This window comes from Marinifaba aquimaris (genome assembly GCF_013328345.1).
In the GTDB taxonomy this organism is placed as follows: Bacteria; Pseudomonadota; Gammaproteobacteria; order Enterobacterales; family Alteromonadaceae; genus Marinifaba; species Marinifaba aquimaris.
In genome coordinates this window covers 1-15,433 of the sequence record NZ_JABULX010000042.1, presented here as the reverse complement: position 1 = coordinate 15,433, position 15,433 = coordinate 1, and the positions used below count along the sequence as shown (strand labels likewise).

Below are 15,433 nucleotides of genomic sequence, written 5' to 3'. Positions count from 1 at the left end.
CAGATAATGAAAGATTTACCAAAACCAATAAAAATGAAAAGAAGTACTGACCGAGCATTTACAATTTTATGCATTGATGATGAGACAGCAAATTTAAAGATTTTATCTTCAGTGCTGAAACAAGATCATCAAGTGATGGTAGCGAAATCGGCAAAACAAGGTTTCGATATTGCAATTGATGTGTTACCCGATTTAATTATTTTGGATGTTGTGATGCCAGATGTATCTGGCTTCGATCTAATTGAAAAAATTAAAAAGTCGGCGCAGTTAAAGGATATCCCAGTTATTTTTATCACAGGGTTAAATAGCTCAGAAGATGAAGAAAAAGGGTTGTTACTCGGTGCGTGTGACTATATTCACAAGCCTTTTAATCACAGTATTATTCGTGCAAGAGTAAATACCCACCTAGAAATAGTAAGGCAACGAAGATTATTAGAAAAGTTTGCTAACTTTGACAGTCTTACCGAGCTGCCAAACCGCCGAAAGTGGGAACAAGATATTGATGATATCTGGAATCTTGCAGCGGTCAATGGCGAGTCTGTGACGATAGGTATGATAGATGTTGATCATTTCAAGCTATACAATGATCACTACGGGCACCAGCAGGGTGATATTGTTTTAAGAAAATTATCTGGTGCACTTAACCGAGTGTTGTTTGACTACAAAGGGAAAATCTATCGCTATGGCGGCGAGGAGTTTATCTTTTATTTACCAGAAGTCGCCCATGACGTTTTACATAAAATTTTAAACGAGTGTGTTGAAATTGTAAGAAGTTTAGATATAGAACATACTCAATCTAAGGTAGCTGATGTTGTTACTATCAGCTTAGGGGCCGTTGAGCAAATTCCTGATATTGCTGATAGTATTGATTCAGCTATCAAGATTGCTGATCACAATTTGTATGATGTTAAGAGTCAGAGCCGAAATAGTTATGCTGTTTCAAGCTACAAAAGAGAGAGCTGATGCGCTTTAAAGTTTTAGTCATAGATGATGAAACTGCTAATATTAAGATGCTATCGTCTTTGCTTAAAGAAACGTACAAGGTTTATGCAAGCAAGTCAGGTAAACAGGGTGTTGAACTGGCAAAATTAAATCAGCCCGATATCATTTTGCTCGATATAGTGATGCCCGAACAAGATGGTTTTCAAACCATTCAACAGCTGAAACAAGACCCGCTAACTGAACATATACCCGTTATCTTTATAACGGGCTTAAACACCCAAGAAAATGAAGAGCAGGGGCTTTCACTGGGTGCTTGTGACTACATTTACAAGCCGTTTTATCCGCCTGTGGTGTTGGCTCGAATCACAACACAAATCAAAATCATAAAACAAAATAGAAAGTTAGTGGCATTGTCAGAAAAGTTAAGAGCTGCATCCGATGCAAAAGGTGCATTTCTGGCTAATATGAGTCACGAAATTCGTACACCATTGACGACTATCATGGGTTATAGCCAAGGTATGATAGCCGGAGATATCAAAGCGAAGGAGCAACCCATCGCGCTTAGCACGATTTATACGAGTGCCAAGCATTTACTCAGCTTGATTAATGACATTCTCGACTTTTCAAAAATTGAAGCTGGACAGTTAGATGTTGAATGCATTCATTTTGACTTATCGAATCTACTTGCTGAACTTCAGGCAATGGCCAAAGAACTAACCAAAGATAAACCAGTTGAGTTCAGCGTACAGTTTAATAACGCCTTGCCTAGATTTATTTATTCAGATCCAACACGATTAAAACAAATTTTGCTCAATTTACTCTCCAATGCAGTGAAATTTACCCAACAAGGCCAAGTATCCATTATTTGCAGCGTCAATGGTGATTTTTTGAACTTTGATGTAAAAGATACAGGTATTGGCATCGCACAAGATAAATTAGCGGGTTTGTTTCAAGACTTTTACCAAGTGGACAAATCGACCACAAGACGTTTTGGTGGAACAGGCCTGGGTCTAAGCATTTCAAAAAGTTTAGCTAATAAATTAGGTGGTGATATCACGGTAAGCAGCGAAGTAGGTGTCGGTAGTCAATTTACCCTGTCTTGTTTATTAAAAGCGGGATCTGATGAGTGCTTTAACCATTTAGCTAGTTTGGATGTGATCCGAAGTGACCATGTTTTATCTCCGATAAAAGGTCGAGTGCTATTGGCTGAAGATCATGAGCAGAATCGTCAATTATTTAAGTTACTGATGGAAAATGTCGGCTTGGAAGTAGAAACCGTCGCTGACGGTGAGCAGGCTGTTGAATTGGCTATGACGGATGATTTTGACCTCATTTTAATGGATATTCACATGCCAAAAATGGATGGTATGGAAGCACTTAATTTAATGCGTCAATCAGGTATTGATACTCAGGTTATTGCATTAACTGCCAATGTCATGGCACATGATATTAAAAAATACCTCGCTTTTGGTTTTATCGATCATTGTGCAAAACCAATAGACAAATACGATTTTATTGAAAAAGTCAGAAAGTACATTGAAGTAGATACAGATCTAGATTTATCTCAAGTCGAGTCTAGCCAAAAGATGAAGGAGCTTACCGCTGAGTTCATTGATTTATTACCAAGGTATGCAACCGATCTAAAAGTGGCTGCCAACAACCATCAGTTCGAGCTTTTATATAAATTGGCTCATCAACTACATGGCTCGGCGGCGAGTTATGGCTTCGATGATGTTTCCAGTTTAGCTGCTGACTTAGAACAAGGCCTTAAAAAACAAGCTTGTAACAATCAAATTGCGCCAGAACAGTTGCTCATTTGTCAACAATTAGAAAGCTTGTTACTTGACGTTCACTAATGGCCGACTGTACAAAAAAGTGTGCCTCTTTCGCTACATTTTTACAAAATTGACAAATATCAGCAGAAAGCAAATAGGTTTTTTTCCTTTCAAAAAAAATTAAGCTATACCTAATAGATAGTTTGCTGTTAATTAAGGTTTTTTCAGTGACTATTCGTTTCTTTTTCGTTGTTTAGTTTGCTAAACAACCAGCACCTATTAGTAGGAAAGTGTTATGACGCGAAACAGCGCTTCTTTATCCGTATTACTCGATAATGTCTATCAACTGATTGAAGATAAAGTGGAAGCTAACCAAGCCAATTTAGTCGTTAAATTTGCAAAGAGCCTTTACCAGAACATAGCAAAAGATGATTTGGCAGACCGTAATGATAGTGATTTGTACGGTGCAGCATTAAGTTTATGGCGAAGTTTTTCCGAACATACCAAAAAAGATTTCAGTGTTAGGGTTTTTAACCCTGAGCTTTCTCAACACGGTTGGGAGTCTTCACATACTATTGTTGAAATTATTACCCGTGATGTTCCATTTTTAGTTGATTCGATACGAATGGCGCTGACCCGTCAAGGACTCACTGCTCATTGGTTCCTTCATAGTCCAATTTTAGTCGATAGAGACAAAAAAGGCCGTCCTGTCGCGTTAGGAAGTGACGCAAAGAATAAAGATAAGTCGACAGTATTTTTAATCGAAATCGATCGTTTGTCACAACAAGATGTCATTGATGAGTTAACCGGTGAGCTTAACTCAGTGTTAGGTGAGGTATTATTCGCCGTTGCCGATTGGTTAGATATGCGAGATAAACTCAGTGAAGTGATAGCTGAACTGAAAAAATCGAAAAATGTGCTTGATAAAGCGCAGCTTGATGAAGCAAATACATTTTTAAACTGGCTCGCCAATGACAGGTTTACCTTTATGGGATACCGCCAATACGATTTAGCAGCCGTTAGTGGGGATTACGCATTAAAACAAGTGGCGAATAGCTCTTTGGGTTTAATGAAGCACTCAGTCAGTAAAAAACAACGAAAGTTAAGCACATTACCTGCCTCTGCAAGGGATGAAGCATTGAGTCAGTCGATATTAGTGCTGACAAAAACCAACAGTAAAGCACGTGTTCACCGCCCAGTGAATCATGACTATGTAGGGGTGAAACGATTCAACAACAAAGGTGAAGTAATCGGTGAACATAGGTTCATTGGCTTAATGTCATCTGAATTTTACAATTCGAGTACCTCAGAAATACCGCTATTGAATGACAAAGTACAGCGTGTGATGAATTTGTCGGGTCTTGAGCAAGGTATGCACTCTTATAAAGCTGTATTAAATATTCTCGAAACATATCCAAGAGACGAAGTACTACAAGCCAGTGAAAGTGAATTGAAAGATTTAGCACTGGGTGTATTTCAGATGCAAGAGCGTGGTGTATCAAGATTACTTGTTAGAAAAGATCGCTTTGGCCGTTTCTTATCCTGTATGGCCTACGTTCCAAGAGAGAGATACAACACACAATTAAGACGTGAAACCCAGGCTTTACTCAAAGCAAGCTTTGAATCTGAACACGATGTTGAATTTACCACGGTCTTTTCTGAGTCTGTTCTAGCACGCACGCACTACCAAGTACGAGTAGATAACAATAACTTCGAAATCAATGTTAAAGACATTCAGAATAATATGAGAGAACTGGCTAAAACATGGGAAGACAAACTGGCTTCAAGTTTGCTGGCAAATGTCGGAGAAGAGAAAGCAAAAACGCTTATTCGAAAATATGATCACGCGTTCTCTAGAAGCTATAAAGAAAACGTACTACCAAGTACAGCCGTTGTTGATATAGATAAACTTGAGCAGTTGTCCGATGACGACCGTTTGGGCATGATCTTTTACCGCCCACAAGAACAAGCTATCGATTCGAACAAAGTTCGATTAAAACTCTTCCACCGAGATGAACCTCTCCATTTATCTGATGTGTTACCCATGCTGGAAAATTTTGGACTTCGCGTTATTGACGAAAGCCCATATCAAATTACCAGTAAAGATGGCCACGTATTTTGGATTTTAGATTTTTCTATGATCCACAGTAGTGATAAACCATTGGATTTAGATATTGCACGCGACAAATTCCAAACGGCGTTTAAACAGGTTTGGAGCGGTGAGTTAGAGGATGATGGTTTTAACCGCCTAGTCTTAAGTGCTGATTTAACGGGCCGTCAAGTCGCGGTAATTCGAGCTTATGCTAAATACAATCGTCAAATTGGTTCGAGTTTTAGCCAAAGTTATGTCGAAGATACGTATTCTAGGTATCCAGATATTGCGCGTTTATTAGCTGAGTTATTTGCCTCGCGTTTTTGCCCTCAAAGCAACAACGCCGATGACTTAAAACGCATTTGCCGAGAGATTCTTGATCAGCTTGATTCCGTTGCCAATCTCGATGATGACCGCATCATTCGACGTTTTGTTGAAATGATCAAAGCAACGCTCAGAACCAACTATTATCAAGCCTCAGAGATGGGGGTTAATAAGCCTTATATTAGCTTTAAAATTGCACCTGAAAAAATTTCTGAAATGCCTAAGCCTTTGCCAAAATTTGAAATTTTTGTCTATTCGCCAAGAGTTGAAGGTGTGCATTTAAGAGGAGGTAAAGTGGCAAGGGGCGGTCTTCGTTGGTCTGATCGCCGTGAAGATTTCCGTACTGAAGTGCTCGGACTAGTTAAAGCCCAGCAAGTTAAAAATACGGTTATTGTACCTGTGGGTGCTAAAGGCGGCTTTGTTTGTAAACAACTACCGACAACAGGTGGTAGAGAAGCCTTTTTTGAAGAAGGGCAAAACTGCTACAAAACGTTTATCAGGGCACTGTTAGACATTACCGATAACATAATCCAAGGTGAAATTGCACCACCACAAGATGTTGTTAGACATGATGAAGATGACCCGTATTTAGTCGTAGCCGCAGATAAAGGTACGGCTACATTTTCAGATATTGCTAATGGTATTTCTGAAGAATACAACTTTTGGTTAGGTGACGCCTTCGCTTCTGGTGGCAGTGTTGGTTATGACCATAAAAAAATGGGTATCACTGCTCGTGGTGGCTGGGAATCAGTTAAACGTCATTTCCGCGAAATGGATATTGATTGCCAAACGACTGACTTCACCTGTGTCGCTGTGGGCGATATGGCGGGGGATGTCTTTGGCAATGGTATGCTTTTATCTGAGCACATCCGATTGCAGGCTGCCTTTAACCACTTGCACATTTTTATCGACCCAGAGCCTGATTCAGCAAAAACCTACCCAGAGCGTCAACGTTTATTTGAATTACCCCGTTCAAGCTGGACTGATTATGACAAAAAACTAATTTCAAAAGGTGGGGGTATCTTCGATAGAAGTGCTAAGTCGATTGAATTGACACCACAAATCCAAAAAATGTTAGATACCAGCGAAAAATCAATGACACCAAACGATTTGATTCGTGCATTATTAAAAATGCCTGTTGATTTGGTTTGGAATGGCGGTATTGGTACCTATGTCAAAGGTGAAAAAGAAACGAATTTAGATGTTGGTGATCGCGCTAATGATAGTGTCCGCATCAATGGTAAAGAGCTAAGAGCCAAAATTTTTGGTGAAGGCGGTAATTTAGGTTGTACTCAGTTGGGTCGTATTGAATTTGCTCAAAACGGTGGCCGAATTAATACTGACTTCATTGACAATGTTGGCGGTGTGGATTGCTCTGATATTGAAGTGAACATCAAAATTTTACTTAACGCCTTAGTTAATGATGGTGAGCTCACAGTTAAACAGCGCAATAAGCTACTTTATGACATGACCGATGAAGTGGCGGATATTGTGTTGGATGACTGTTATCGTCAAACACACTCTATTTCTATTACTCAATTAAAAGCGGTAGACCAATTAAAAGAGCATACACGTTTTATCCATGGCTTAGAGAAAAATGGCTACCTTGATCGTGAGTTAGAATTTATTCCAACTGATGATGAACTCGCTGAACGTCAAGCTTTAGGGAGGGGCTTATCAAGACCTGAACTTTCAGTGTTGATTTCGTATGGCAAAATGGTACTTAAAGAGCAGTTATTAACAGATGAAGTGACAGAAAATCCAGTTATCAAAAAAGAACTGATTAATTACTTCCCTAAACCTTTACAAAAGAAATACCAGCAGGCGATGCAAAACCATCCATTAAAAGCTGAGATTATTGCGACCCAAATTGCAAATCGAGTCGTTAATGATCTGGGTTTGAACTTTGTTTATCGGATGGAAGAAGAAACAGGTTCAACACCTGCTGAAGTTGTACAGTGCTATACGATGGCCAGAGAAATCTTTGGTTTATCAGATGTGTGGCTTGAACTGACTTCTCTTGATAATAAGTTAAAGTCGTCTAAGCAAAACCAAATACTGTTCCAATTGCGACGTACTATCAGAAGAGCAACGCGATGGTTCTTACGCCACAGAACGCATGATCTAACAATTGAAAAAGCAATTGAGCAATTTAAACCTGCTTTTGACACGCTTGCAGTTAAACTAGAAGATTACATGGTTGATAAAGAAGCTGCTGATATTGCTAATGCTGCCCAAGGCTTAATTGATGAAGGAATCGACAAGGATTTAGCCTTTAAGCTAGCCCGTATGAGCTCACTGTTCTCGATAATGGATATTGCACAAGTTGCCAATGCCAGTGATAGAAGTGTAGAACTCGTTGCTGAAGTATACTTCAAACTTGGTAATAAGATGGAATTGCATTGGTTCCTCGAACAAATTACCGCTCAACCTGTTGCAAACCACTGGCAAGCACTCGCTCGTTCAGCTTATCGAGAAGAGTTGGATTGGCAACAAAGATCGCTTTGTGCAGTTGTCCTTAGGTATTGTAAAGGCCAATGTGCCGCCGAAGATATGCTCGCAACTTGGTCAGATGAACACACCCAAGTCTTAGATAGGTGGCGCCATATGCTAGCGGATTTCCGTTCTACTAAGAGCCATGAATTTGCCAAATTCTCGGTTGCTCTGAGGGAGCTGATGTTACTGAGTCATCACTGCGATGCTCAAAATCTTAATTAATTTCAAAAGGCCGTGATAAACGGCCTTTTTTATTAGCATTAATCACAACTCGCTAAATGTCGCAACAAAAGGTAAAATTGCCGCCAATTTAGATTTTTTCAATTTTCCCTATCAAATAAGGCCTGCTATGTATCGTTTAATTCGTCCTTTATTATTCACCCAAGATGCGGAAAAAGTACATGAACTGACTATTAAAGCACTTCATAAATTTGGTGGTACTGGGCTAGATTGTCTATACAGTCAGACTATCCAAGATAAACCAGTAGAGTGCTTTGGTTTAAAGTTTAAGAACCCCGTCGGTTTAGCGGCAGGCTTAGATAAAAATGGTGAGTGTATCGATGCATTTGCTGCAATGGGTTTTGGCTTCATAGAAGTTGGGACTGTTACACCTAGACCTCAACCGGGTAACGAGAAACCACGCATTTTTAGGTTACCAGAAGCACAAGGTATTATTAACCGAATGGGTTTTAATAACCATGGGGTAGATTATTTAGTAGAACAGGTTAAACGCGCAAAATATGACGGTATTCTTGGCATCAATATTGGTAAAAATAAAGATACACCAGAAGAAAATGCTAAAGATGATTACTTAGCGTGTTTAGACAAAGTATACGAACATGCTGATTATGTTACCGTTAATATCTCCTCTCCGAACACACCTGGTTTGAGAAACTTACAATACGGTGAAGCGTTAACTAACTTATTAGGGTCAATTAAAGAACGTCAGCAAACACTCGGTCAACAGATGGGTAAGCAAGTTCCTATCTTAGTTAAAATTGCACCAGATATGACCCAAGCGGAAGTAGAGCAAGTTGCTGAAACTTTGATTCAAACTGAAATTGACGGTGTTATTGCAACGAATACAACCTTGGCCAGAGACAAAGTTGCTCACTTACAATATGGTAATGAAATGGGTGGTTTATCGGGTGTTCCTGTTCGCCAACAAAGTACTCAAGTTATCAGTCAGTTATCGAATGCTCTGGGTGGAAAGCTACCTATTGTTGGTGTAGGCGGTATAAATAACGCAGAATCTGCAAAAGAAAAGTTTGAGGCAGGCTCTTCACTTGTTCAGGTATATACCGGGTTTATTTATCGTGGCCCTGAGTTAGTCAAAGAAATTGTAGACGCACTTTAACACTTTAGCCGAGCAAATCCTCTATTTGCTCTTTCTATTTGTTTTGACTTATTGAATAATAAAAACAAGTAGTTAGTAGATGAGAAACGCGATGCTGCAGGCAAACCCTAAATGGAAATGGCATTTCGATATTGAGCAAGGCCAATTAATGCTTGATATGGATGAGATGATGTTTGTTGTTGCGGCTAAAAAAAGTAAGTTACTCGATGAGGTTAAGAAAGAGGATATTCCTTTCTCGGTTGAGGATTGTGATAGCTATACTGTTTACTATCACGCTCTGGAAGATGTGTTTGATCTAGCAGAGCCCATTTTGACTCAAATGGCACTCAATGCGACTGCGCTGGTCACATACAGCAAACCTATGGGGGCAAAAAGTTGGTTTGTTAATCCAAACACTGGAGATATTCCTGATTTATTCGAGCAGGTCGTTACCTTAACCTCTGATACTCAGCAGGGGTTATTCTTATTGCTAGAGCGTGCGAATGAGTCTTCCTTACTGATGTTACTTAATCCATCCTTTGAATTAAATGGCGGTAGCCAAATGAAACAATTTGAGCTTATTCGTGTGATAAACGATCGATTAGGCCGATATGTTTCCCAATAATTATGAATACAAAAAAACTACTCAATTATCTAAATACGTATTTGTCAGCAAATAAAATCAAAGATTATTGCCCAAATGGCCTTCAAGTAGAGGGCGGTGAAAACATCCAACGTATCATAACTGGTGTTACTGCCAGCCAAGCATTAATCGATCAGGCCGTCGAACAAAAAGCCGATGCAATAATAGTTCACCATGGTTATTTTTGGAAAGGTGAACCAGCCCAGGTTGTGGGTATGAAAAAAAATCGATTAAAAACGCTATTAGAAAACGATATTAACCTTATTGCCTATCACTTACCTTTAGATGTTCACCCTGAGGTAGGTAATAATGCTCAACTGGCACAATTATTAGGTTTGACTATTACCGGTGGCATGACACCCGGTGACCCGATGAGTGTAGGAAATTTGGCAGAGTTAAGTAGTCCAGTGCAATTGGATGATTTTGCAAAGTTGGTAGCACAAAAGTTAAATAGGGACCCGCTAGTTGAAGCAGCAGGAAAAAATGAAATCAAAACCGTTGCCCTGTGTACTGGTGGTGCTCAAGATTTTATTGATCAAGCAGCTTTACTCGGAGCCGATTTATACATAACAGGTGAAGTCAGTGAGCGAACAATATTAAGTGCAAGGGAGTTAGGTATTAACTTTATTGCAGCAGGTCACCACGCGACTGAGCGATATGGTGTAAAAGCTTTAGGTGAGCATCTGGCTAAGGAATTTAAACTTGATGTAGCGTTTATTGATATTGACAATCCCGCTTAAATTTCAGTAATAAACTCATGTTCAATTAATGGTAAGTTCATTCGTTTTAACCATGCTTCGCTAAGTGATTTGACCTTACCATTTTTTAAATTATGTCTCATTGCCTCGTCGAAAGCTTGCTGTAAGCGTTCGCTTCGAAAAACTACTTTCCCACCATTGTAATCGAGTAAATCAACGGTATAAATTTCTGGTTTATTTTCAGGATTTTGCTTGAATTTTTGCGCCTGATACCAAAGATACATAAGTAAATCGCCGACTTTAATATCCACCTTGTTTTTGTGAAAAACGCGGTTGGTCGCTATCTGATCATTTAATTCATAATACTCGTTTTTCTCCATGGCGAATTCATATTGCTCTGAGAAAACTTTGGTAGCGCCATGAAAAGAGACAATTTTAAAATCTTTAACATCGTGCCAAGATTTTATTCTCTTAGCGATACTTTTATCTTTGATTAAGAGTCGGTTGTAAAAGTTAATTCGGTGTTTTGAGGTCGTCATATACTTAGGTACTCGACCAATATAATTAATAGCAATATCCGCTTTATTCGCATTCATTACTCTTGAAATCGCTTCATTATTCATAGGCTTAATTTCAGTGACTTCTATTTGCAAAGCGTTTAGAGTCTGCACAATGATTTCATTAAACAGGCCACGGCTCATGTCATCCTGATAGATAAAATAAGGCGCAAAATCAGCGGAAACAATCTTAACTTGGTTAGGTAAGTTATTGTCTGAAGAGTGTACGGTTGGACTGGCGGAATATAATACTGCTAGATACAACAACCGAGTAAAATAATAATGCATTCAGTAATCAATTACGGTCCGTGAATACTATCAATGTAGACCTAAAAACTGACTTTTTCAGTAAAAATAAAAAAAGCCAGCTAAATGCTGGCTTTTTGAGTGGGTTAACTAAGCAGTTATTACTTAAGTTTTGCTAAAAGCGCTTGGTTTTGGCTTTCAATATATTTGAAGAACTCTGGATCGTCTAACTGAGAAGCAGCTGCTTCATCAACAATTACCACCACATCTTGGTGGAATTGAAGTGCAGATGCAGGGCAAGAAGCTGAGATAGCACCTTCAACGGTTTGCTTAATTGCTTCAGCTTTGTTTTCACCAGTAGCAAGTAAAACTACTTTCTTAGATTCTAAGATAGTACCAATACCCATTGTGATTGATAATTCTGGTTGGTATTCACCTTCACTGAAGAAACGTGCATTATCATCAATTGTTTCTTTTGTTAGCGTTTTAACACGAGTACGTGACGCTAATGAAGAAGATGGCTCATTGAAGCCAATGTGACCGTTACGGCCAATACCCAATAATTGTACATCGATACCGCCTTGAGCCACGATGTCTGCTTCGTATTTTTTACAAGCTTCAATCGGGTTTGCATCGTTTCCAGGAGGAACTTGAGTGTTTGCTTTATCGATGTCTACATGGTCAAAAAGCTGCTCGTTCATGAAGTAACGGTAGCTTTGTGGGTGTGTACCTTCAAGGCCTAAGTATTCATCAAGGTTAAAGCTGCTGACATCTTTAAAAGAAACTTTACCAGATTTGTTTGCTTCGATGAGTTCTTTGTATAAAGCGACAGGTGTAGAGCCTGTTGCTAAACCTAAAACTGAATTAGCTTTAGCGTTAATCTGGTCGATAAAAATTTGTGCACCGTATTGTGCAACTTCTGCAGCGTCTTTAAGAATGACAACTTTCATTAGTTTAGTGACTCCATTTGCTAACCGTAGTAAGTCAATAAATGATCTTAACTACAAAAAAATTTTAATGAGGCATGATGTAAAGCTGAGTAAACAGCTCAAGAATTTCGATATTATAGCCTGCATGCATATGAATTAGCTAGGTAAACTTGGCGCCTTTATCTATATCAAATGCTTGATTTATGCTCGGCCAAAAGGATAGAGTGTTTATTAATCAATTGAAATTAAATAGCTGGGATTGCACCGTGATTGAAGACTCACAATTACTCAACGGATTTCGCTGCTGCGAAAAGGTTCTTTCCAATCTTGCACTGGGTGCTTCACAAGATTATGTTATTAACGAATTGAGAGAAATTGTTGAAAACCTCGGCTCACAAAGGCAAGCGGTTCTATTTCTTTATGATGAACAGTCTCATAAGTTATCAGCTGCGCATGTGCATAAAGTCGCTTCAAATTTAATTAAATCGATTGAACAAGAGCAAGTAGGCCAATATTTGGAATCATGTGCCGCTTCCGTCTTTCTTGGGCAAGCTGTATTAGTCGATAATGTAAAATCTCACCCTAATTGGGTTAATTATCGAGATTTAGCCGAGCAAGCTGGTATTCAATCTTGCTGGTCAGTTCCTATCCTGTCATCAAAAGGCCGCGTTTTTGGTTGCTTTAGTATTTTTAATCAAAACAGCGGTTTACCCTCTGATGAAGATCTTGAGATACAGACGCTCGCTGCGCATATTGTAAGTGTGGCGATTGAAAAAAATCAATTAGAGCAAGCACTGATTTTTGCAGCAACCCACGACCCTTTAACTAAATTGCCAAACAGAACCTTATTTGAAACCTCTGCCAACCAAGCATTGAGAATCGCAGAGCGACGTAATTTACCGTACTGCATTGCCTTTATTGATATCAATGACTTCAAATTGATTAACGACTTACACGGTCACGATATAGGCGATAAAGTTTTGATTGCCCTGGCAGATGTTATGCAAGGTGAGTTGAGGGGAACGGATGTGTTAGCGAGGTTAGGTGGAGATGAATTTATAATAGGTCTGGCTGATACATCATCTGATGGTGCATTGAGATATATCAAGAGATTGGAAAAGAAATTAAATGCGAAAATAACCGCATTGTTAAATGACGAAACAATTCGCTTGGCAGTGGGTATTGCTGAAGCTAGCGAAGAATACCCGTCCTTGACTGAATTAATAAAAATGGCGGATAAAGCCATGTATCAGGATAAACAACAAAAGAAAGAACAGCGAAAGCATTAACGGGAAGCAAATTTTTGACTACACTGTAATGAGTCACTGCAGTAAAGTTGTACACTTTGGCGGTTTTGTTGAGAGGCGGTAACGGTTTTATTCGTGATGTGATTTGGCCTGGGTCTTTATGCAGTTTGCTCGTTTAACCTTTATATTTATCTTTCTTAGCCTCATCTTGAGTTGGCACGCCCATGCCAAGCGCAATGTTACCAATGTCACCATCGTCACCGATATTTTATATGATAAGCAAGAGACGACTAACAGTAGTGATATGGGCTATAACATCACTAAGCTCATTTTTTCGCAGCTTAGCCAAGAAATCGCTTTTGATTTTTCATTGGTAAGTCGTCAACGCGAGTGGTCTTTACTCGCTAAACAACCTGACATTTGCCTTTTTAATAAAGTAAAAAACGAAGAAAGAGAGCAACTAGGGCTATTTACAGCTGCTCCTATCACCGCTTTTCCTCCAAACCGATTAGTCGTTTTTAATAACAAGCAAATTAAAGATAATATTTCGTTGAAACAAGCCATCTTCGATTATCAACTACAAATTGGCTTTGTTTCTGGGCGTTCTTATGGGCAAGGACTAGATCCATTGCTAGCCTACTATGGTAATGAAATGACCATGATTGAAGGAGAGTTTAGTGCGCCAAGATTAAGGCAAATGTTCACTAAAGGCAAGTTAGATGCCATCATCGAATTTACATCTGTTTTCATGACTGATCATCAAGTTGACGCCTCTTTTTTGAAAAAAGTTAATTTTTATCAGATTGCGTCTGCCAAAAATTACGTGTTTGGGCATATTGTCTGTTCTCAATCAGAAATAGGGCAAAAGGTTATTGCGGGCCTGAACAGGCAGCTAAGCAGTAGAAGCGTACAAAAATTCATCATGAAACAACATGCCAATGTTTTTCCGAAAACTGAGGGGCTCAGAGTCAAAGAAGCATTAATGCGCTCATTTGAGCAGATGCGCTAATTTCGACTCATTTTTTCTATCGACGCACTTAACCGACTTTTGTAATTATTGGGATTACAATCGAAAGGTAAGCCCACTTGCGAACGCGCTCACCACTGGCAAGCTGAACTTCACTCGTATTGAAACACTTACCCTTGTGTTGCACGGTCTTATTAGCCTTGAATAGTTCTGCGTGACCCAAATCGAAATTTGTAGGCTTATTAAAATGCCTTTCTTGTTCGGCTTGCTGTTGAGAGGACCTATGTTCATTTATCCAAACATTATCACTCAAAATGGCCTCATCTGAAAAAAAGTTACCTTGTATTTTTGCAGTAGAATAAATAATACGCTTATTTGCCTAGTCTCTTTCTTTATCAAATATTGGGGCTTTTCGTGCCTCCACTTTTCGAATCGGCTCTGCTTTAGGGGGCGCTTTTGCAGGTATTTTTTTAGCGTTTGTTAGCTTCGTTTTCGCGTCATTACCCTGTATTACTTTTTGTTTTGATTTTTCTACTTTCAGCTGTTTCGGCTTTTTGGCAGATTGTGGTTTGGTAACGATAAAGCTCTTGATGATTTTTTTAGTTTTCAGCGGTGCTTTCACGCTATCACTATTTTTTTCTACCAGCTGAATTAAATATGAAAATAAAACTAAGTGTAGGAATAGTGCAGTGATGAATTCTTTAGAGAAGAGAAACTTTATAATAAACAAACACTAAGCAATCCTTTGAAAATGTAAAGTTATGACAAGCTCAATGTAAAAAAGTTCGATAGCAAATTAATGGGGTAAAAATAATCAAATAACTAAAGATTTATAGAGTTAAGGTCGATAGATATATCAGCTATCGATAAAGAATTTAAATGGTTTCCCTCAACCTCAAGATTTATTTTTTACATAGTTAAATCAAAACTCAAAACCCTGACCCATCCTAGTATGGGTTGACACTTTTTTGATTAAAACGCCTGATGAATTTCATCGGGCGTTTTGTATTTTAAGGCCGAATGTGGCCTTTGTTGATTATATAAATCGACTGATTGTTTTACCATTTCCCTTGCCTCATTTAGGTTATTTGGTTTCATTAACAAGTATTCGTTTTTAAGAATACCGTTTACTCTCTCAGCCAGTGCATTTTGATAGCAGTCATAACCATCTGTCATTGAAC

Annotated in this window: 12 protein-coding genes; 8 read left to right on the top strand and 4 right to left on the bottom strand. The window is 38.8% G+C overall.

The genetic code is table 11. From position 1 onward, the window contains the following. The first annotated feature begins 6 nt into the window (after nucleotides 1-6). The 6 genes from HR060_RS17945 (at nucleotide 7) to HR060_RS17920 (ending at nucleotide 10,348) form a co-directional block, all read left to right on the top strand. A complete protein-coding gene (locus tag HR060_RS17945; protein ID WP_174201663.1) occupies nucleotides 7-963 on the top strand; it encodes a GGDEF domain-containing response regulator in 957 nt (318 codons plus the stop codon). Beyond that, the gene (locus HR060_RS17940) at nucleotides 963-2,798 is read left to right on the top strand and encodes a response regulator (RefSeq protein ID WP_174201662.1); all 1,836 of its coding nucleotides are present in this window, start codon (nucleotides 963-965) and stop codon (nucleotides 2,796-2,798) included. The genes HR060_RS17945 and HR060_RS17940 overlap by 1 nt, the downstream gene beginning before the upstream one ends. A 214-nt stretch (nucleotides 2,799-3,012) precedes the next feature. Then, nucleotides 3,013-7,851 carry an NAD-glutamate dehydrogenase gene (locus tag HR060_RS17935; RefSeq protein WP_174201661.1) on the top strand — a complete coding sequence of 1,613 codons (4,839 nt, stop codon included), beginning with the start codon at nucleotides 3,013-3,015 and terminating at the stop codon, nucleotides 7,849-7,851. Between the two features lie 127 nt (nucleotides 7,852-7,978). Further along, complete coding sequence (gene pyrD / locus HR060_RS17930; RefSeq protein WP_174201660.1) at nucleotides 7,979-8,986, top strand: quinone-dependent dihydroorotate dehydrogenase; 1,008 nt, start codon at nucleotides 7,979-7,981, stop codon at nucleotides 8,984-8,986. A 79-nt stretch (nucleotides 8,987-9,065) separates the two neighbouring features. Then, a complete protein-coding gene (locus HR060_RS17925; protein ID WP_174201659.1) occupies nucleotides 9,066-9,590 on the top strand; it encodes a cell division protein ZapC domain-containing protein in 525 nt (174 codons plus the stop codon). Nucleotides 9,591-9,592: 2 nt separating this feature from the next. Beyond that, nucleotides 9,593-10,348: a Nif3-like dinuclear metal center hexameric protein gene (locus tag HR060_RS17920; RefSeq protein ID WP_174201658.1), complete on the top strand. Its 756-nt coding sequence runs from the start codon at nucleotides 9,593-9,595 to the stop codon at nucleotides 10,346-10,348. Here the strand turns inward: HR060_RS17920 and HR060_RS17915 are convergent. After that, a complete protein-coding gene (locus HR060_RS17915) occupies nucleotides 10,345-11,151 on the bottom strand; it encodes a transporter substrate-binding domain-containing protein (RefSeq protein ID WP_174201657.1) in 807 nt (268 codons plus the stop codon). The two genes, HR060_RS17920 and HR060_RS17915, sit on opposite strands and share 4 nt — an antisense overlap. A 119-nt stretch (nucleotides 11,152-11,270) precedes the next feature. Then, complete coding sequence (gene nagB, locus HR060_RS17910; protein ID WP_174201656.1) at nucleotides 11,271-12,059, bottom strand: glucosamine-6-phosphate deaminase; 789 nt, start codon at nucleotides 12,057-12,059, stop codon at nucleotides 11,271-11,273. A 245-nt stretch (nucleotides 12,060-12,304) separates the two neighbouring features. Here nagB and HR060_RS17905 point away from each other — a divergent pair, with 245 nt between their 5' ends. Then, nucleotides 12,305-13,327, top strand: coding sequence for a diguanylate cyclase (locus HR060_RS17905; RefSeq protein WP_174201655.1), 1,023 nt, complete (start codon nucleotides 12,305-12,307; stop codon nucleotides 13,325-13,327). Between the two features lie 118 nt (nucleotides 13,328-13,445). After that, nucleotides 13,446-14,294, top strand: a complete 849-nt coding sequence (locus tag HR060_RS17900; RefSeq protein WP_174201654.1) for a hypothetical protein — start codon at nucleotides 13,446-13,448, stop codon at nucleotides 14,292-14,294. A 337-nt stretch (nucleotides 14,295-14,631) separates the two neighbouring features. On the opposite strand, the gene HR060_RS17895 is transcribed toward HR060_RS17900, so the two are convergent. Then, complete coding sequence (locus tag HR060_RS17895) at nucleotides 14,632-14,982, bottom strand: hypothetical protein (RefSeq protein ID WP_174201653.1); 351 nt, start codon at nucleotides 14,980-14,982, stop codon at nucleotides 14,632-14,634. 242 nt (nucleotides 14,983-15,224) lie between these two features. Further along, a partial coding sequence (locus HR060_RS17890; protein ID WP_174198709.1) for an integrase core domain-containing protein occupies nucleotides 15,225-15,433 on the bottom strand: 209 nt, incomplete at its 5' end.